The following is an 18558-nucleotide window of genomic DNA, read 5'->3' on the forward strand; positions in this document are numbered from 1 at the left end:
CTCACCTGGGCTCCGACGACGCGTCGTCGAGCAGCCGGTAGCGCTGGAGCCGGACGCAGGCCTGGAGGAAGAACCGGTCGGCGGGCTCCTTGAGGGAGAAGCCGGTCAGCTCCTCGATCTTGCGCAGCCGGTACATCAACGAGTGGCGGTTGAGGAAGAGCCGGCGGGCAGCCGCGCTGGTGTTGCAGGACTCGTCGAGGTAGACCTGCAGCGTCTCGAGCAGGTTGCGGCGGTTGTCCCGGTCGTAGCTCACCAGAGCGCCGACGGCCTCGTTGACCACGGTGCTGGTCAGCGGGCTCTGCGCCAGTGCCCCGAGGACGAACAACGACTCCAGCGACTGGCTGTCCACCCAGTCGTCCCGGTCGGCCATCATCTTGCGTGCCACCTCGACCGGACGGGGCTGGTCACCGTGGCCACGTTCGCCGGACCGCGCGTCGGCGACCACCCAGTGCATCGTCCTCTCACCGCTGCGTCGGCGCGCCTCGTCCAGGAGCTCGCGCAGCGACGGCCTGCCCTCGTGGCGCTCCTGCACCAGCAGGCACACGTCGGGGCGCTCGCACACCCGGACGGCCGGACGCTGGGCGTCGGTGAGCTCGGAGAGCGCCTGCATGAACCGCTCGTAGCCGCGCCGTCCGTCGGCGCTCTGCGAGGGGTGTCCCAGCGCCACCTCGACGTCGGCCGAGTCGGCGCGCATCGCCATCGCACGGGACAGCTCGGCGCTCATGTCGACCTCGGACGACCGCACCGGCACGGAGAGGTGCCGGAGCCCGCACACGGCGTCGTCGACCTGGCAGCCGGTGCGGAGCAACCTGGTCGTCACGACCCGGGTGACGTCGGCGAACGGCACCTCCCAGGGTAGGACCAGGAGCGGGAACTGCTCGGTGCGGGCCAGCTCGACGGCCGGGTCGAGGATGTCGGCCGGGGAGCTGCTGTGCGGCAGGCTCACGATCAGGGCGGCCGCGTCCGAACGGACCACCGCCTCGAGGAAGTCACGAGCGGCCTGGGTCGACGGAGCGACGGCGGTCGTCAGCACGAGATCGCCCGGCCGCACGAAGTCGTGCGCCGGCCAGTGCATCACCTGCACCCACCGGACGTGGCGGTAGGCGAGCCCCGCGCGCCCGGTGCGGACCTCGGCGACGTTGAGCGGCGGCATGCTGATGGCGTCCAGCACCGACAGCGTGCCGGCGCCGTTCTGCCACGACTGCACGCTGACCGCCTCCCGGGTGTGCCGCACACCCCAGCCGCGGGGGCGCCACAGGGGAGAAGGTACACGCGCCGGACGGACGTGGCCGCGCACACGACGGTCTGCTGGGAAGGACGAGTCCTGGAGTGTCCGAGGGGGGACTTGAACCCCCACCCCCTTTCGGGGACTAGCACCTCAAGCTAGCGCGTCTGCCTATTCCGCCACCCGGACGAGTGACCCTCGCCGTCCGGTGGGACGGGCGACGAGCGCGGCCGCAACTGTAGCAAAAGCTCCGGTCACCTCCCGCATCGGGGAGGGCGCCCGCCAGGGGTGTCACCATGGGGAGGTGACCGCTCCCGACGAAGCAGCAGACGAGCCCGGCCGCCGGTCGTACGACCCGTCCGCCGAGGTCGTCGAGCTCTGCCGCGACCTGATCCGGATCGACACCACCAACTACGGGGACGACACCGGGCCGGGGGAGCGGCAGGCCGCGGAGTACGTCGCCGAGCGGCTGGCCGAGGTCGGCATCGAGCCGATCATCCACGAGGCGCGGCCGGGTCGGACCAGCGTGCTCGCCCAGTGGGGCGGCACGACGGGCGACCCGCTGCTCCTCCACGGCCACCTGGACGTCGTGCCGGCCGAGGCGTCGGACTGGAAGGTCGACCCGTTCTCCGGCGAGATCCACGACGGCTGTGTCTGGGGCCGCGGCGCCGTCGACATGAAGGACTTCGACGCGATCCTGCTCGGCGTCGTGCGAGCGCGGACGCGGGCCGGTCTGCTGCCCGACCGCCCCGTCGTGCTTGCGTTCACCGCCGACGAGGAGGCGGGCGGCCACCACGGCGCCGAGTACCTCATCCGCGACCACCGCGACCTCCTCGAGCCGTGCACCGAGGCGATCGGCGAGGTCGGCGGCTTCAGCGTGACCGTCCGCGACCAGCGCATCTACCTCGTCCAGGCGGCCGAGAAGGGCATCGCGTGGATGCGGCTGACCGCCCACGGGCGCGCCGGCCACGGCTCCATGCGGAACACCGACAACGCCATCACCCGGCTCGCCGCGGCCGTCGCCCGCGTCGGCACCCACCGCTGGCCGGTCCGGCTCACGCCGTCGATGGAGGTGCTGCTCGCCGCCGTGGGCGAGCTGGCCGGCACCGAGGTGACCCCCGAGAACGCGGAGTCGGTCGTCGAGGAGTTCGGCCCCGCTGCCCGGATGCTGAGCGCCGTCCTGCGCAACACCGCCAACCCGACCGCGCTGCGGGCCGGCTACAAGGTCAACGTCGTGCCCGGCTCGGCCGAGGCGCTGGTCGACGGCCGGTTCCTCCCCGGCCACGAGGACGAGTTCTTCGCCACGATGGCCGAGCTGCTGGGGGAGGGCATCGAGGTCGACTACATCTCGCGCCAGGACGCGGTCGAGGCGCCGTACGACGGGCGGCTGGTCGACGCGATCAACCGCTCGTTGCTCGCCGAGGACCCCGACGCCATGGTCGCGCCGTACCTCATGTCCGGCGGCACCGACGGCAAGCACTGGGCCAAGCTCGGGATCAACTGCTACGGCTTCGCCCCGCTCCGGCTCCCGGCCGACCTCGACTTCACCGGCCTCTTCCACGGTGTCGACGAGCGGGTCCCGGTGGACGCGCTGGAGTTCGGCGCCCGGGTGTTCGACCGGTTCCTCGACGAGCTCTGAGCCGTGCGGGACGACCTGCTGGTCACCCGGACGCTGGTGGTCCCCGCCTCGGAGCTGTCCGAACGGTTCTCCCGTGCCTCCGGCCCGGGCGGGCAGGGCGTGAACACCACGGACAGCCGCGTCGAGCTCTCCTTCGACCTCGCCCGGTCCGCGGCGGTCCCCGAGCACCTGCGTGAGCGGATGCTCGCGCGGCTGGCGCACCGGACGGTCGACGGGGTCGTGACGGTCGTCGCCAGCCAGTACCGCCACCAGCGCGCCAACCGTCAGGCCGCCCGCGAGCGGCTCGCCCAGCTCCTCCGCGAGGCGGCCGCCCCACCGCCCCCGCGCCGGCGTCCGACCCGACCGACCCGGGGCTCCCAGGAACGGCGGCTGGCCGAGAAGAAGCGCCGCTCTGAGACCAAGCGGGGGCGGCAGGGCCGCTTCGAGTAGGAGCAGCGACCGCCCGGGGCGCGCCAGGCAGTTCCCACTGCACCCGATCGGTCCTCTGGAGGTGCAGTTCGAACTGAGTGGTCTCGACAAGCTCGACCACCCGGATGGCACCATGTCCGCATGTCTCGACCACCGCTGCACACCTCAGGGCGGCTCAACAGCTCACGGTCTGCAGCGGAGTACGAGTTCCAGCGGCTGACGATCTCGCGCGAGTTCTCCAAGAACGTCGTGACGAGAATGCTCGTCGAGCGGGCCGAGCACGGCGGGTGGGAGCTCGACCGGGTGCGGATCCTCCACGACGGCACCCGCAAGGTCGTGCTGCGGCGCAAGATCATCCGGCAGCGGCCGGCGTACGTCTTCTGAGGTCGGGCGCTACAGCGTCGACGACGACGGGTTCGGCCCCGACACGTCGTCCAGGGCGAGCCGGATCTCCTCCGGCAGCGTGCACTCCTCGACGGTGAGCGAGCCGCGCAGCTGCGCCGCGGTGCGGGCCCCGACGATCGCGGCGGTGACCCCCGGCCGGTCACGGACCCACGCCAGCGCCACCTCGAGCGGCGACCACTGCAGCCCGTCGGCCGCCCTGGCGACGGCTTCGACGATCCGCGAGCACCGCGGGTCGAGGTACGCCCCGACGTAGTCCCCGAAGTGCGGGGAGGCAGCGCGGGAGTCCGCGGGCGTGCCGGTGCGGTACTTCCCGGTCAGCACGCCCCGGCCGAGCGGCGACCAGGCGAGCACCCCGAGGCCGAGCGACTTCGCGCAGGGCACGATCTCGGGCTCGGCGTACCGGTTGAGCAGGGAGTACTCCACCTGCGTCGAGGCGATCGGGGCGCGCCCCGGCACCGCCTTCTGCCAGGTCGCCACCTGGGCCGTCTGCCAGCCGGAGTAGTTCGAGACGCCGACGTACGACGCCCGCCCGCTCGAGACCGCGGTGTCCAGCGCCGAGAGGGTCTCCTCCCACGGCGTCTCGTCGGACCAGGTGTGCACCTGCCAGAGGTCGACGTGGTCGGTGCCGAGCCGGCGCAGCGACTCGTCCAGGGTGCGGAGCAGGTTGCCGCGGGACACGTTCACGACCCGGGCCCGGCCGGGGCCGGTGCCACGGGCGCGGCGCACGCCGGCCTTCGTCGCGATCACCACGTCGTCGCGGTCGACGACGTCGCCGAGCAGCGAGCCGATGAGCTCCTCCGAGGCGCCGTCGCCGTAGCCGGCCGCGGTGTCGATGAGCGTGCCACCCGCCTCGACGAACGCCTTCAGCTGGTCGCGTGCCTCGTGCTCGTCGGTGTCACGCCCCCAGGTGAGGGTGCCGAGCCCGAGACGGGACACGGACAGCCCGGTGCGCCCGAGGTACCGCTGCTCCATGGGGCCACGGTAGTGGAGCGGCGCGCCGACCCGGCTCCGCCTCGCCGGGGCTCGTCCGGGCGTGCCCGCGCGGCGCACGACCGGACGCCTCGTAGGCTGACGCCCCGTGCTGGACTTCCTCAAGGCCGTCGTGCTGGGCCTCATCCAGGGACTCACCGAGTTCCTGCCGATCTCGAGCAGTGCCCACCTGCGGATCTTCCCGGAGTGGTTCGGCTGGGGCGACCCGGGTGCGGCGTTCACCGCCGTGATCCAGATCGGCACCGAGCTCGCGGTGCTCATCTACTTCCGCAAGGACATCTTCCGGATCGTCAACGGGTGGGTCCGGTCGCTCTACGACCCGTCCTGGCGCGGCCACGAGGACGCCCGGATGGGGTGGTACGTCATCGTCGGCTCGCTGCCGATCGTCATCCTCGGCGTGCTGCTCAAGGACGTCATCGAGAGCGACTTCCGCAGCCTCTGGATCATCGGTACCACCCTGATCGTCCTGGGCATCGTGCTCGGCATCGCCGACAAGATGGGCCGCAGCGACCGGACGATCCACCGGATGACCCTGCAGCACGCGATCTACCTCGGCATCGCCCAGGCCATGGCACTCATCCCGGGCGTCTCCCGGTCGGGCGCGACGATCAGCATGGGCCGGTTCCTGGGGTACGACCGGGAGGCCGCGACCCGTTTCGCCTTCCTGCTGGCGATCCCCGCGGTGGTCGGGGCCGGGATCTTCGAGCTCAAGGAGATCCCCGGCGGCCACAACGACTTCGGCGTGATGCCGACGCTGGTCGCGACCGTCGTGTCCTTCATCGTGGGCTACGCCGCCATCGCCTGGCTGCTGCGCTACGTGACCACGAAGTCGTACCTGCCGTTCGTGGTCTACCGGATCGCGCTCGGCTCGCTCACGCTCATCCTGGTGTGGCAGGGCGTGCTCGCCGCCGGCGGCTGAGTCACAACCAGCCGGAGCGCTTGAAGAGCCGGTAGAGCAGCACCGACGAGCCGACCATCAGCGCCAGCGCGAACGGGTAGCCGAGCTCCCACTCGAGCTCCGGCATGTGCACGAAGTTCATGCCGTAGATGCCGGCCACCAGCGTGCAGACACCGGCGATCGCCACCCAGGCCGAGATCTTCCGCATGTCCTCGTTCTGCTGCACCTGGATCCGTGCCAGGTGCGCCTCGAAGGCCGTCGACAGCAGGGAGTCGAGCGAGTCGACCACCTCGGCGACCCGGGAGACGTGGTCGGCGATGTCGCGGAAGAAGGTCCCCGACGCCTCGTGCAGGAAGGGGTACGACGTGACCGCGAACCGCTGCATCGGACCGCGCAACGGGTGCACCGCTCGTCGTACCTCCGCGATCTCCCGCTTGAGCACGTAGATCCGCTGCGAGTCCTGGGTGCGCTGCGGGGAGAAGACCGAGGCCTCCACCTCGTCGACGTCGGTCTCGAGCTCCGCGGCGACCTCCTCGTAGCCGTCGACGATCCGGTCGGCGACCGAGTAGACGACCGCGGAGGGGCCGTGCCCGTGCAGGTGGGGCCGGTCCTCGAGGTCGTGGCGGACGCTGGAGAGCTCGACCCCGGCGCCCTGCCGGACGGTGACGACGAAGTCGCTGCCGATGAACATCGCGACCTGCCCGGTCTCGACCTCGTCGCGCTCGTCGACGTACCAGAGGGTCTTCAGGACCACGAACAGCATGTCGTCGTAGGGCTCGACCTTCGGCCGCTGCCGCGGGGTCATCGCGTCCTCGACCGCGAGGTGGTGGAGCCCGAAGATCCGCGCCATCTCGGCCATCTGGCCGGCGTCCGGTTCGTGGAGCCCGACCCAGATGAAGTCGCCCTCGGCGCAGCTCGCCCGGAACCGCCCGAGGGCCCCGTCGTCCAGGGTCACGTCGTGGCGCTCGCCGCCGCTGTAGAGCGCGCTGTCCACGATCATGCAGGCCACCTTAGGGACGGATCTCTAGGGTGTGCGCCATGGCCACGGTCCTTCTGGTGCGGCACGGCCGCACCACCGCGAACAGCTCGGGGGTGCTGGCCGGCCGCAGCCCCGGCGTGCGGCTCGACGACGTCGGCACCGAGCAGGCGGCCCGGGTCGGCGACCGGCTGGCGAAGCTCGACCTCGCCGCCCTCGTGACGAGCCCCCTCGAACGGTGCCGGCAGACGGCGCGCGAGATCGCGGGGCGCCAGACCTCGGCGCCGAAGCCGCGCCGCGACAAGGGGATCGTCGAGGTCGACTACGGCGACTGGACGGGCGGCGAGCTCAAGAAGCTGGCCAAGGAGCCGCTGTGGAAGGTGGTCCAGGGCCACCCGTCGGCGGCGGTCTTCCCCGGCGGCGAGTCGATGGCCGCGATGGCGGCCCGCGCCGTGTCCGCGGTCCGGCGGCTCGACGCGGAGGTCGAGGCCGAGCACGGCCCGGACGCCGTCTGGGCCGCGGTCAGCCACGGCGACATCATCAAGGCCGTGCTCGCCGACGCCCTCGGCCTGCACCTCGACTCGTTCCAGCGGATCGTCGTGGACCCGGCCTCGGTGTCGGTGGTCAGGTACACCCCGGGCCGGCCGTTCGTCCTCATGACGAACACCTTCGACGGCGACCTCGGGTTCCTCCGGCCGCCCGCCAAGGGGCGTTCCCGGCGGAGCCGCCGCCCCGACAGCGACGCGGCGGTCGGGGGCGGCGCGGGGCCGGCGGGACGCCCCGGGTCGGCGGGTTAGGGTCGCTGCATGCCCGTCGTACACCGTTATGACTCGCCGGAGAGGTTCGTCGCCGGCACTGTCGGAGCCCCCGGGCAGCGCACGTTCTTCCTTCAGGCCCGCGACGGCGCCCGGCTGACCAGCGTCGCGCTCGAGAAGCAGCAGGTCTCCGTCCTCGCCGAGCGGATCGACGGGCTGCTCGACGAGCTGCTCAAGGCCGAGGGCGGGGCCGCGGTGGTGCCCGCGGTGACCCCCACCGCGATGGAGGACGTCGCGCCCCTGGACCAGCCGATCGAGGAGGAGTTCCGGGCCGGGACGATGACCCTGGCCTGGGACGGCGAGCACAACCGGATCGTGATCGAGGTCTTCGCGCTCGACGACAGCGACGACGGCGCCGACGAGGAGGCGCTCGTCGCGATGGGCGAGGAGCCGACGGCCGACGAGGTGCTGGTCGTCAGCCTGACCCCGGCCGCGGCCCGGGCGTTCTGCACCCGCGCCCAGGCCGTCGTGGCGGCCGGGCGGCCCTCCTGCCAGTTCTGCGGCGGCCCGATGGACCCCGACGGCCACCTCTGCCCGCGCGCGAACGGGTTCCGGCGGCGCTGACCCGGCGATGACCACGCCTTGACCACGCCATGACCACGCCATGACCATGCCGGAGCCCACCTCGACCCCCGCCTCCCGGCCGGGGAGCGCGGTGCTCGCCGACGGCGAGCTCGAGCTCGTGGGCCGCATCATGCCCGCCTCCAACGCCACCTTCCTCGCGGAGGCGGTCCTCGGCGAGGAGCGGGTGCGGTGCGTCTACAAGCCGGTGGCGGGGGAGCGGCCCCTGTGGGACTTCCCCGACGGCACGCTGGCCGCCCGTGAGCGCGCGGCGTACCTCGTCTCGCAGGCGCTGGGGTGGCAGGTCGTGCCGCTCACCCTCCTCCGCGACGGGCCGCACGGCCCCGGCATGGTGCAGCAGTGGTGCGAGCCCGACGAGTCGCTCGACCCGGTGGACATCTGCCGGCGGGGCGACGTCCCGGAGGGGTACCTCCGCGTCCTCGACGCCCAGGACGACAGCGGCGCCGCGGTCACGCTCGTCCACGAGGACACCGAGCCGCTGCGGCGGATGGCGGTGTTCGACGTGCTGGTCAACAACGCCGACCGCAAGGGCGGCCACGTGCTGGCGATGACCGACGGCCACCGCTACGGCGTCGACCACGGGGTCAGCTTCCACGTGGACAACAAGCTCCGCACCGTGCTCTGGGGGTGGGCGTCCGAGCGGCTCCGCCCGGAGGAGCGGGCCGCCGTCGAGGCGCTGCTCGCCGACCTCGAGCCGGGCGGCGGGCTGCGCGATCCTCTCTGCGCGCTTCTCGACGACGAGGAGGTCCAGGCCTTCGTACGCCGCTGCCGACGGCTGCTCGCGAAGGGCCGGATGCCCGAGCCGTCGGGCTCCTGGCCCGCGATCCCCTGGCCGGCGTTCTAGGCGCTGACCGCCCTTCGCCCCCGGACCGCCAGCTCGGTCTCCTCGGTCACGAGGTCGCCGTTGAGCTGCGCGGCCGCCCACGCTCCCGCCGCCGCAGCGCCGCCGACCTGTGCGGACAGGTCGCTCACGTTCCCGGCGGCGAACACCCCGGGCACCGCGGTCCGCCCGGTCGGGTCCGTCGGGACGTGCTCGCCGACCCCCGTCGGGTGCGGCTCGGTGCGGAGCCCCAGGTCGGCGAGGAAGCCGGCCCGGGCGACCATCCGGGGCGCCACCACCAGCGCCTGCAGCGTCACGGCGGAGCCGTCGTCGAGCCGCAGGGCCAGCCGGCCCCGGTCACGCTCGAGGGCCACCGCGGCGCCCTGGACGACCTCGATCCCGCGGGCGGCCAGCTGCTCGGCCTGCTCGGCGTCCGGCGGCACGGTGTGGGTCACGTAGGTCACGTCGTCGCTCCACTGCCGGAAGAGCAGCGCCTGGTGCACTGACTGCGGCCCGCTGCCGAGCACGCCGATCGCCTGGTCCTGCACCTCCCAGCCGTGGCAGTAGGGGCAGTGCAGCACGTCGTGCCCCCAGTGCTCGGCCACCCCGGGCACGTCCGGCAGCGCGTCCACCAGCCCGGTCGTCACCAGGAGCCGCCGGGCCCGGGTCGACCGGCCGTCCGCGAGGGTCACCACGAACCCGTCGTCGTCGCGGGCGGCGCCCGCCACGGAGCCCCGGACCACCTGGCCGCCGTAGCGCATCACCTCCTCACGCCCGCGCGCCAGCAGCTCGGCCGGGGGAGTGCCGTCGTGGCCGAGCAGCCCGTGCACCCCCTCCGCCGGCGCGTTGCGGGGCTCGCCGGCGTCCACGACGACCACCGACCGCCGGGCCCGTGCCAGCACCAGCGCGCCGTTCAGCCCGGCGGCGCCCCCTCCGACCACCACCACGTCGTACCTGTCCCTCAACTCGTCGGTCACCGTGACCACCTCCTGGCCCGAGCATCACCCTCAGACCGGACGAACGGCAAACCGCTTTGCGATGGTGGCAAACTCGCGGCATGGCTGACGACCTCGACCAGGCTCTCGCCAACGTCGGCGCCCGGCTCCGGTCGCTGCGCCAGCAGCGCGGCACGACCCTGTCCGACCTGGCCGCCCAGACCGGCATCTCGCTGAGCACGCTGTCCCGGCTCGAGTCGGGGGACCGCCGCCCGACGCTCGAGCTGCTGCTGCCGCTGGCCCGCGTGTACGGCGTCACGCTGGACGAGCTCGTCGACGCCCCGCCCACCGGCGACCCGCGGATCCACCTGCGTCCTGTCGACCGGCACGGGATGACGATGATCCCGCTCACCCGCCGGGCCGGGGGGATCCAGGCGTACAAGCTGGTGGTCCGGCCGTCGAGGCGGGAGCCGGAGCTGCAGACCCACGAAGGCTACGAGTGGCTCTACGTGCTCGACGGACGGCTGCGGGTGCTCCTCGCCGAGCACGACTTCGTGATGGCCCCCGGGGAGGCGGCGGAGTTCGACACCCGGGTGCCGCACTGGTTCGGGGCCGCCGACGACCAGCCGGTCGAGTTCCTCAGCCTCTTCGGCCGCCAGGGCGAGCGCGCACACCTGCGGGCCCGCCCGCGGACGCCGGGGTGAGAGCGCCTGGATAGGCTGCGCCCATGCGTGCGTGGCCTGCTCCGACGGTTCCGTCGCTCGAGCACCTCGGACGCGCCCCGGCCGTCCGGCTCCACGACACGGCGGCCCGCGAGCCGCGCACCCTGGAGCCGCTCGACGGCCCGGCCCGCCTCTACGTCTGCGGGATCACGCCGTACGACGCCACCCACATCGGCCACGCCGCGACCTACCTGGCGTTCGACCTCCTCAACCGGGCCTGGCGCGACGCGGGCCACGAGGTGCGCTACGTGCAGAACGTCACCGACGTCGACGACCCGCTGCTCGAGCGCGCGGACCGCGACGGCGAGGACTGGCGGGCGCTGGCCGACCGGGAGATCGAGCGGTTCCGCCGGGACTGCGAGGCGCTGCGGATCCTCCCGCCCGACGCCTACGTCGGCGTGGTCGAGGCGATCGACCTGGTCGTCGAGATGGTCGAGGCGCTCCGCGAAGCCGGCCACGCCTACGAGGTCGACGGCGACTGGTACTTCTCGGTCCGCTCCGACCCGTCCTTCGGCTCGGTCGGCCACTACTCCGAGGAGGAGATGCTGCGGCTCGCGGCCGAGCGCGGCGGCGACAACGACCGGCCCGGCAAGAAGGACCCGCTCGACTGCCTGCTGTGGCGGGGCGAGCGGCCCGGTGAGCCGTCCTGGCCGTCGCCGATGGGCGCCGGACGCCCCGGCTGGCACGTCGAGTGCAGCGCGATCGCGCGGGCCCACCTCGGCGACGCGATCGACGTGCAGGGCGGCGGCAGCGACCTGGTGTTCCCGCACCACGAGATGAGCGCGTCGGAGGCGCACGTCGCGCACCCTGGCAGCACGTTCGCGAAGAGCTACGTCCACGGCGGGATGGTCGCGTACCAGGGCGCGAAGATGTCCAAGTCGCTGGGCAACCTCGTCTTCGTCTCCAGGCTGCGCGAGGCGGGCGTCGACCCGGCGCACATCCGCCTGGCGATCGCCGCCCACCACTACCGCAGCGACTGGGAGTGGACCGACGACGACCTCCGGATCGCGGGGGAGCGGCTCGCCGCCTGGCGTCGGGCGCTGCCCACGGCCGGGCTCGACTCCGCGACCGCGCTCGTCGCCGACGTGCGGGCCGCGCTCGCCGACGACCTCGACGCGCCGCGGGCGCTCGAGCTCCTGGACGCGTGGGCGGCCGGCCCGGCGGGCGACGGGAGCGGCGCCGGTCTGGTCCGCGACCTCGTCGACGCCCGGCTCGGCGTCGCGCTCTAGCCGCCGCTCAGCCGTCCGGGTTCTCGCGCCGCTTCAGGTAGCGCTCGAACTCCCGGGCGATCGCCTCGCCGCTCGCCTCGGGCAGGTCGGCGGTGTCCCGGGTCTCCTCGAGCGCCCGCACGTAGTCGCCGATCTCCTCGTCCTCCGAGGCCAGCTCGTCGACGCCCCGCTCCCAGGCGCGCGCGTCCTCGGGGAGGTCCCCGAGCGGGATGCTGATCTCCAGCAGGTCCTCGAGCTGGCCCAGGAGCGCCAGCGTGGCCTTCGGGCACGGCGGCTGCGCGACGTAGTGCGGGACGGCGGCCCAGAACGACACCGCCGGCATGTCCGTGCGGACGCACGCGTCCTGGAACACCCCCACGATCCCGGTCGGTCCCTCGTAGTTGGACTGCTCCAGCTTGAGCCGGTCGGCGAGCTCCGGCTCGGTGGCGGTGCCGGACACCGGGATCGGGCGCGTGTGCGGGGTGTCGGCGAGCAGCGCCCCCAGTGTGACGACCATCTCAGCGCCGAGCTCGTCGGCGCCCGCGAGCAGCTCGGCGCAGAACTGGCGCCAGCGCATGTTCGGCTCGATGCCGCGGAGCAGGATCACGTCGCGGAGCGCCCCGGGCGGCGAGGCGACCGAGAGCTGGGTCGAGGGCCACGTGATGCGCCTCATGCCGTGCTCGTCGGTGCCGACCACCGGGCGGTTCATCTGGAAGTCGTAGAAGTCCTCCGGGTCGATGACGGCGGCCAGCTTCGCGTCCCACACCTCGAGCAGGTGGTCGACCACGCCCGACGCGGCGTCGGCGGCGTCGTTCCACCCCTCGAACGCCGCGATCAGCACGGGGGACCGGAGGGGACCCACTTCCTCGATCTCGATCACCTGTTCAGCCTATGCCGCGCCCGGCCACGATCCGGCTATTCGGAGGCCGTGCTCCGGCCGCCGCCTAGAGTGGGGACGTTCTGCCCGCCTACCCCGAAGGCCTCCGTGACCGACCAGACCACCGACCTCGTGCGCCCCGACGTCACCGAGGAGCTCACCGCCGCGTTCCGCGAGCGGATCCTCGTGCTCGACGGCGCCATGGGCACCGCCATCCAGCGGGACCGCCCTGACGAGGCAGGCTACCGCGGCGAGCGGTTCGCGGACTGGCCGTCCGACGTGCAGGGCAACAACGACCTGCTCACGATCACCCAGCCCGAGCTGGTCGCGACGATCCACCGCGAGTACCTCGACGCCGGCGCCGACATCATCGAGACCAACACGTTCAACGCGAACGCCGTCTCGCTGTCCGACTACGGCATGCAGGAGCTGGCCTACGAGCTGAACTACGAGGGCGCACGCCTGGCCCGCCGCGAGTGCGACGCCGCCACCGAGCGGACGCCGGACCGCCCGCGCTACGTGGCCGGCGCGCTCGGGCCCACGACCCGCACCGCGTCGATCTCGCCCGAGGTCAACGACCCGGGCGCCCGCAACGTCGGGTTCGTGCAGCTCGTCGAGGCGTACGGCGAGGCGGCGCGCGGGCTCGTCGACGGCGGCGCCGACCTGCTCGTCGTCGAGACGATCTTCGACACGCTCAACGCCAAGGCCGCGATCTTCGCCCTCGAGACGCTCTTCGAGGAGCGCGGTCGGCGCTGGCCGGTGATCATCTCCGGCACCATCACCGACGCCTCGGGCCGCACGCTGTCCGGCCAGACCACCGAGGCGTTCTGGCACTCGGTCCGCCACGTGGACCCGCTCGCCGTCGGGCTCAACTGCGCGCTTGGCGCCCGGGAGATGCGTCCGTACCTCGCCGAGCTGTCGCGCCTCGCCGACTGCTTCGTCTCCTGCTATCCCAACGCCGGGCTGCCCAACGCGTTCGGCGAGTACGACGAGGCGGCGGAGCAGACCGCCGAGGTCGTCGGCGAGTTCGCCCAGGCGGGGCTGGTCAACCTCGTCGGCGGCTGCTGCGGCACGACGCCGGACCACGTCGCCGCGATCGCCAAGGCGGTCACCGACGCGACCCCGCGCGTCCCCGCCACCGTGGAGCCCGCCTGCCGGCTGTCCGGGCTCGAGCCGTTGACCATCGACGCCGACTCGCTGTTCGTCAACGTCGGGGAGCGCACCAACATCACCGGCTCCGCACGGTTCCGCAACCTGATCAAGGCCGGCGACTACGACACCGCGCTCTCCGTCGCCCGTCAGCAGGTCGAGGCCGGCGCTCAGGTCATCGACGTCAACATGGACGAGGGGATGATCGACGGCGTCGCGGCGATGGACCGCTTCACCAAGCTCATCGCCGCCGAGCCCGACATCTCCCGGGTCCCGGTGATGGTCGACTCCTCGAAGTGGGAGGTCATCGAGGCCGGGCTCCGCAACCTGCAGGGCAAGTCGATCGTCAACTCCATCTCGCTGAAGGAGGGCGAGGAGAAGTTCCTCGCCCAGGCCCGGCTCTGCCGCAAGTACGGCGCCGCGGTCGTCGTGATGGCCTTCGACGAGGACGGCCAGGCCGACGACCTCGAGCGCCGCAAGGAGATCTGCGGCCGCGCCTACCGGCTGCTGACCGAGGAGGTCGGCTTCGACCCCCACGACCTGGTCTTCGACCCGAACGTCTTCGCGGTCGCGACGGGCATCGAGGAGCACGCCGGCTACGGGCTCGACTTCATCGAGGCGACCCGCTGGATCAAGCAGAACCTCTCCGGTGCGCTCGTCTCCGGCGGCATCTCGAACGTCTCGTTCTCCTTCCGCGGCAACAACGCGGTCCGCGAGGCGATCCACGCGGTGTTCCTGTTCCACGCCATCGCGGCGGGGCTCGACATGGGCATCGTCAACGCGGGCGTGCTCGGCAACTACGACGAGATCGACCCCGAGCTCCGCGACGCGATCGAGGACGTCGTCCTCAACCGGGCGGAGGACCCGCTGGCCGCGACCGAGCGGCTGCTCCAGCTCGCCGAGCGGTTCCGCGGCGACGGGGGAGCGGCGGGCGCGGCCGACGACGCCTGGCGGTCGCTGCCGGTCGAGGAGCGGATCACCCACGCGCTGGTGAAGGGGATCGACGCCCACGTCGAGGAGGACACCGAGGAGCTGCGCGCACTCATCGCGGAGCGCGGCGGCCGGCCGCTCGAGGTGATCGAGGGTCCGCTGATGGACGGCATGAACGTCGTCGGCGACCTGTTCGGCTCCGGCAAGATGTTCCTCCCGCAGGTGGTGAAGTCCGCCCGCGTGATGAAGAAGGCCGTCGCCTACCTGATCCCCTTCATCGAGGCCGAGAAGAAGCCAGGCGACGCCGAGCGCGCCAAGGGCAAAATTGTCATGGCGACAGTCAAGGGCGACGTCCACGACATCGGGAAGAACATCGTCGGTGTCGTGCTGCAGTGCAACAACTACGACGTCGTCGACCTCGGCGTGATGGTGCCGGCGCAGAAGATCCTCGACACCGCCCGCGAGGAGAAGGCCGACCTCATCGGGTTGTCGGGGCTGATCACGCCGTCGCTCGACGAGATGGTCGGCTTCGCCGCCGAGATGGAGCGGCAGGGGCTCGACATCCCGCTGCTGATCGGCGGCGCGACCACCTCGCGCGCGCACACCGCGGTCAAGGTCGACCCGAAGTACCACGGCCCGGTCGTCTGGGTGAAGGACGCCTCCCGCTCGGTCCCCGTCGCTTCCCAGCTGCTCTCCGACGAGCAGCGGCCCAAGCTGATGGAGACCGTGAAGGCCGACTTCGACTCGATCCGCGAGCGGCACAGCGCGCGCCAGACCGCCCGGGCCCTCACCTCGCTCGAGAAGGCGCGCGCCAACGCCTCGCCGATCGCGTGGGAGGGCTACCAGCCGCCGCGGCCGAACCTCGTCGGCCGCAAGGTGCTCGAGGGGTTCGACCTCACCGAGCTCCGTCCCTACATCGACTGGCAGCCGTTCTTCAACGCCTGGGAGATGAAGGGCCGGTTCCCCGACATCCTCAACAACCCGACGTCGGGGGAGGCCGCCCGCAAGCTCTACGACGACGCCCAGGAGATGCTCGACAAGGTGACCGCCGAGGGGTGGCTCACCGCGAACGGCGTGGTGGGGATCTTCCCGGCCAACCGCGTCGACGGCGAGGACCTCGAGGTCTACACCGACGAGACGCGGGCCGACGTACGGCTGCGGCTGCACCACCTGCGGCAACAGGGCGAGCAGCGCCACGGGCTCCCGCACCGCTCCCTCGCCGACTTCGTCGCGCCGAAGGACACCGGCATCGAGGACTGGGTCGGCGCCTTCGCGGTGACCGCCGGGCTCGGGGCCGCCGAGCGGATCTCGGAGTTCAAGGCGTCGCTCGACGACTACTCGGCGATCCTGCTGGAGTCGCTCGCCGACCGGCTCGCCGAGGCGTTCGCCGAGCGGCTCCACGAGCTGGTCCGCAAGGAGCTGTGGGGCTACGCGCCCGACGAGCAGCTCGACAACGTCGCGCTGATCAAGGAGCAGTACGACGGGATCCGGCCCGCACCCGGCTACCCCGCGTGCCCCGACCACACCGAGAAGGCGCTCCTGTGGGAGCTGCTCGACGTCGAGGCCGCCACCGGGATCCAGCTCACCGAGAGCATGGCGATGTGGCCGGGGGCCGCGGTCAGCGGCTTCTACTTCTCCCACCCGGACTCGCAGTACTTCACCCTCGGCCGCATCGGGCAGGACCAGGTCGCCGACTACGCCCGCCGCAAGGGGTGGACGTTGAAGGAGGCCGAGCGCTGGCTCTCGCCGAACCTCGGCTACGAGCCCGAGGACTGAGCCCGCGCCAGGGTGGTCGAGCCTGTCGAACCACCGGGTGGTCAGGCGCGCGAGCGCGCCAGCAGGAACACGAAGTACGGCGCACCGAGCAGCGCGACGACCAGCCCGGCCGGGATCTGCGCCGGGGCGATCGCCGTGCGCCCGACCGTGTCCGCGACCACCAGCAGCAGGGCGCCCACGAGCACCGCGACCGGGATCACCCGCACGCTGCGGGAGCCCACGAGCGCCCGGGCGATGTGCGGGGAGACCAGCCCCACGAAGCCGACCACCCCGACGGCGGACACCGCCATCGCGGTGAGCACCGCCGCGGTCAGCAGCACCAGGAGGCGGACCCGCTCGAGAGGGATCCCGACCACCCGGGGGGTGTCCTCGTCGAGGGCGAGGAGGTCGAGCTCGCGGCGGACCACGAGGGCCAGGGGGAGGGCGACGAGGAGGGCGAGGGCCACCGGGAGGACCTGCTCCCAGCTCCGCCCGTACGTCGAGCCGGACAGCCAGGTGTAGATCCGCGGCGTGTCCCAGGGGTTGGAGCGGACCAGCAGGAAGGTGCTGAGCGACACCGAGCCGTACCAGACACCGATGCCGATGAGCACCAGCCGCTCGGCGTCGAGCCCGCCCCGCCAGGCCAGGCCGTAGACGAGGCCGAAGGCGACCAGCGACCCGATCGTCGCCGCGAGCAGCATCGTCGAGGTGGCGGCCGCGGCGGTGGCGGTGCCGAAGCCGCTCGACAGGCCGGTCACCACGACGACGGCGCCGACACCGGCACCTCCGGTGATGCCGAGGATGCCGGGCTCGGCGAGCGGGTTGCGGCAGGTCGCCTGCACGATCGTCCCGGCGAGCGCCAGGGCGGCGCCGCCGAGCACCGCCGCGGCGACCCGCGGCGCGCGCTCGTCGAGGGCGAACTGCACCAGGGGGAGCCCCTCGCCGCTGAGCCACGCCACGATGTCGCCGGTGTAGAGCCACTGGTGGCCTGCGAGCAGCCCGACGACGACGGTGGACGCCGTCGCGAGGGCGCAGACCGTGAGCACGACGACGAAGCGGCCCCGGCCGCGCACGGTCACCGACGCGCCGGGGGGCCGACGGCTCGGACCGGCGTCGCGCCCGCCGCGCGCCAGCAGCACCATCACGACCGCGCCGGCGACCGTCGTGGTCACGCCGGTCGGGACGGACATCGCCTCGTCGGCGCCGACCGCGGCCCGGATGGTCACGTCGGCGAGCACCACCACCAGCGCACCGAGGAGCCCGGCGGTGGGCAGCAGCACGACGTGCCGGTGCACCGCGGGCACCAGCCTGCCCAGCAGCCGGGCGATGACCGGGGCGCAGAGCCCCACGAAGCCGATCGGCCCGGCCAGGGTTACCGAGCCCGCGGTGAGCAGCACCGCGAGCACGGTGCCGACCGCCCGCGTCGAGCGGGCCCGCACCCCGAGGACCGAGGCGGCGTCATCGCCGAGCGCGAGCAGGTCGAGCCGGCGGGAGAGCAGGAGGCCGCACCCGGTGGCCACCGCGACGACCGGCGCCGCCTGCAGGAAGGCGTCGATGTTCAGCTGGCTGAGCGACCCGCTGCCCCAGGCGAAGAGGCTGGTGGTCTCCTCCTGGAAGAGGATGAGCAACGTCGAGGTGCCGGACTGGAGAGCCAGCGCGACGGCGGAGCCGGCCAGGATCAACCGGGTCGTCGAGGTGCCGGCGCCGCCGGCCAGCGCCAGGACGAGCGCGGCGGCGGCGATGCCCCCGACGAAGGCGGTGAGCCCGGATGCCCACAGCGGCACCGCCAGCCCGAACGCGGCGACCACCGTGACCGCGAAGTACGCCCCGCCGGTGACCGCGAGCGTGTCGGGAGAGGCCAGCGCGTTGCGGGCCAGGGACTGGAGCAGGGCGCCGGCTACGCCCAGCGCGAAGCCGACGGCGATGCCGGCAGCCAGTCGGGGGATGCGGGAGCCGGTGAGGATCTCGGCCGTGGTCGCGGTCGCACCGTGCGTGTCCTCGCGCCCGAGCAGGAGGGCGACGAGGTCACCGGTCCCGACCCCCGAGGTGCCCTGGGTCAGGTGCCACAGGGCCGCCGCGAGCAGCGCGACCACGAGCGCCGCCAGGACGAGGAGCGCACCCCCGGTCCCGCCACGACGTGCGCCGGGCTCCGTCACCGCAGTGGTGACGGTGGCCGGCGCGGCGTCCGGGCGGGTGGCCGGGGGTGTCTGGGTCATCGGGGCGT

General features: G+C 72.9%; 16 protein-coding genes and 1 tRNA gene. 10 read left to right on the forward strand and 7 right to left on the reverse strand.

From position 1 onward, the window contains the following. Position 1 precedes the first annotated feature (1 nt). Both FIP57_RS04765 and FIP57_RS04770 read right to left on the reverse strand, forming a co-directional pair. On the reverse strand, positions 2 to 1234 hold the full coding sequence (locus FIP57_RS04765) for a PucR family transcriptional regulator (protein WP_162529685.1): 1233 nt from the start codon (positions 1232 to 1234) through the stop codon (positions 2 to 4). A 96-nt stretch (positions 1235 to 1330) separates the two neighbouring features. Then, positions 1331 to 1414, reverse strand: a tRNA-Leu gene (locus tag FIP57_RS04770). A 115-nt stretch (positions 1415 to 1529) separates the two neighbouring features. On the opposite strand from FIP57_RS04770, the gene FIP57_RS04775 reads away from it, so the two are divergent. From FIP57_RS04775 to FIP57_RS04785, 3 genes are all read left to right on the forward strand, one after another. Beyond that, positions 1530 to 2864, forward strand: coding sequence for a M20/M25/M40 family metallo-hydrolase (locus tag FIP57_RS04775; protein ID WP_148572354.1), 1335 nt, complete (start codon positions 1530 to 1532; stop codon positions 2862 to 2864). A gap of 3 nt (positions 2865 to 2867) precedes the next feature. After that, a complete protein-coding gene (gene arfB / locus FIP57_RS04780; protein ID WP_148572355.1) occupies positions 2868 to 3293 on the forward strand; it encodes an alternative ribosome rescue aminoacyl-tRNA hydrolase ArfB in 426 nt (141 codons plus the stop codon). A 120-nt stretch (positions 3294 to 3413) separates the two neighbouring features. Further along, positions 3414 to 3656 carry a DUF5703 family protein gene (locus FIP57_RS04785; RefSeq protein ID WP_148572356.1) on the forward strand — a complete coding sequence of 81 codons (243 nt, stop codon included), beginning with the start codon at positions 3414 to 3416 and terminating at the stop codon, positions 3654 to 3656. 9 nt (positions 3657 to 3665) lie between these two features. On the opposite strand, the gene FIP57_RS04790 is transcribed toward FIP57_RS04785, so the two are convergent. Then, positions 3666 to 4649 (reverse strand): aldo/keto reductase, encoded by a 984-nt coding sequence (locus FIP57_RS04790; protein ID WP_148572357.1) that lies wholly within the window; start codon positions 4647 to 4649, stop codon positions 3666 to 3668. Positions 4650 to 4755: 106 nt separating this feature from the next. On the opposite strand from FIP57_RS04790, the gene FIP57_RS04795 reads away from it, so the two are divergent. Next, positions 4756 to 5586 (forward strand): undecaprenyl-diphosphate phosphatase, encoded by an 831-nt coding sequence (locus FIP57_RS04795; RefSeq protein ID WP_238993280.1) that lies wholly within the window; start codon positions 4756 to 4758, stop codon positions 5584 to 5586. 1 nt (position 5587) lies between these two features. On the opposite strand, the gene FIP57_RS04800 is transcribed toward FIP57_RS04795, so the two are convergent. Continuing rightward, positions 5588 to 6565, reverse strand: a complete 978-nt coding sequence (locus FIP57_RS04800; RefSeq protein WP_148572358.1) for a magnesium and cobalt transport protein CorA — start codon at positions 6563 to 6565, stop codon at positions 5588 to 5590. A 38-nt stretch (positions 6566 to 6603) separates the two neighbouring features. Between FIP57_RS04800 and FIP57_RS04805 the strand changes: the two genes are divergently transcribed. The 3 genes from FIP57_RS04805 to FIP57_RS04815 are packed head-to-tail and all read left to right on the forward strand — an operon-like array spanning position 6604 to position 8782. After that, a complete protein-coding gene (locus FIP57_RS04805) occupies positions 6604 to 7338 on the forward strand; it encodes an MSMEG_4193 family putative phosphomutase (protein WP_148572359.1) in 735 nt (244 codons plus the stop codon). Between the two features lie 9 nt (positions 7339 to 7347). Beyond that, entirely contained in the window at positions 7348 to 7920 is a 573-nt protein-coding gene (locus FIP57_RS04810; protein WP_148572360.1) for a DUF3090 domain-containing protein, read from the forward strand. Positions 7921 to 7960: 40 nt separating this feature from the next. Beyond that, complete coding sequence (locus tag FIP57_RS04815; RefSeq protein ID WP_238993281.1) at positions 7961 to 8782, forward strand: SCO1664 family protein; 822 nt, start codon at positions 7961 to 7963, stop codon at positions 8780 to 8782. Here FIP57_RS04815 and FIP57_RS04820 read toward each other — a convergent pair. After that, positions 8779 to 9735 carry an NAD(P)/FAD-dependent oxidoreductase gene (locus FIP57_RS04820; RefSeq protein ID WP_238993282.1) on the reverse strand — a complete coding sequence of 319 codons (957 nt, stop codon included), beginning with the start codon at positions 9733 to 9735 and terminating at the stop codon, positions 8779 to 8781. The genes FIP57_RS04815 and FIP57_RS04820 overlap by 4 nt on opposite strands. Positions 9736 to 9815: 80 nt before the next feature. On the opposite strand from FIP57_RS04820, the gene FIP57_RS04825 reads away from it, so the two are divergent. Together FIP57_RS04825 and mshC are read left to right on the forward strand one after the other, a co-directional pair. Continuing rightward, positions 9816 to 10397 (forward strand): helix-turn-helix domain-containing protein, encoded by a 582-nt coding sequence (locus FIP57_RS04825; protein ID WP_148572362.1) that lies wholly within the window; start codon positions 9816 to 9818, stop codon positions 10395 to 10397. Between the two features lie 23 nt (positions 10398 to 10420). Further along, positions 10421 to 11644, forward strand: coding sequence for a cysteine--1-D-myo-inosityl 2-amino-2-deoxy-alpha-D-glucopyranoside ligase (gene mshC / locus FIP57_RS04830; protein WP_148572363.1), 1224 nt, complete (start codon positions 10421 to 10423; stop codon positions 11642 to 11644). A 7-nt stretch (positions 11645 to 11651) separates the two neighbouring features. Here mshC and FIP57_RS04835 read toward each other — a convergent pair whose 3' ends face one another. After that, entirely contained in the window at positions 11652 to 12503 is an 852-nt protein-coding gene (locus FIP57_RS04835; protein WP_148572364.1) for a PAC2 family protein, read from the reverse strand. A 105-nt stretch (positions 12504 to 12608) separates the two neighbouring features. Here FIP57_RS04835 and metH point away from each other — a divergent pair, with 105 nt between their 5' ends. Beyond that, entirely contained in the window at positions 12609 to 16355 is a 3747-nt protein-coding gene (gene metH, locus FIP57_RS04840; RefSeq protein WP_148572365.1) for a methionine synthase, read from the forward strand. Between the two features lie 41 nt (positions 16356 to 16396). On the opposite strand, the gene FIP57_RS04845 is transcribed toward metH, so the two are convergent. After that, entirely contained in the window at positions 16397 to 18550 is a 2154-nt protein-coding gene (locus FIP57_RS04845) for an iron ABC transporter permease (protein ID WP_148572366.1), read from the reverse strand. Positions 18551 to 18558 lie beyond the last annotated feature (8 nt).

This window comes from Nocardioides caldifontis (assembly GCF_008087345.1).
GTDB classification, from domain to species: Bacteria; Actinomycetota; Actinomycetes; order Propionibacteriales; family Nocardioidaceae; genus Marmoricola_A; species Marmoricola_A caldifontis.

Coding starts and splice junctions, on each gene's coding strand:
- FIP57_RS04785 (WP_148572356.1), top strand. CDS start 3,414: ATGTCTCGACCACCGCTGCACACCTCAGGGCGGCTCAACAGCTCACGG.
- FIP57_RS04790 (WP_148572357.1), bottom strand. CDS start 4,649: ATGGAGCAGCGGTACCTCGGGCGCACCGGGCTGTCCGTGTCCCGTCTC.
- FIP57_RS04800 (WP_148572358.1), bottom strand. CDS start 6,565: ATGATCGTGGACAGCGCGCTCTACAGCGGCGGCGAGCGCCACGACGTG.
- FIP57_RS04805 (WP_148572359.1), top strand. CDS start 6,604: ATGGCCACGGTCCTTCTGGTGCGGCACGGCCGCACCACCGCGAACAGC.
- FIP57_RS04810 (WP_148572360.1), top strand. CDS start 7,348: ATGCCCGTCGTACACCGTTATGACTCGCCGGAGAGGTTCGTCGCCGGC.
- FIP57_RS04815 (WP_238993281.1), top strand. CDS start 7,961: ATGACCATGCCGGAGCCCACCTCGACCCCCGCCTCCCGGCCGGGGAGC.
- FIP57_RS04825 (WP_148572362.1), top strand. CDS start 9,816: ATGGCTGACGACCTCGACCAGGCTCTCGCCAACGTCGGCGCCCGGCTC.
- mshC (WP_148572363.1), top strand. CDS start 10,421: ATGCGTGCGTGGCCTGCTCCGACGGTTCCGTCGCTCGAGCACCTCGGA.
- FIP57_RS04845 (WP_148572366.1), bottom strand. CDS start 18,550: ATGACCCAGACACCCCCGGCCACCCGCCCGGACGCCGCGCCGGCCACC.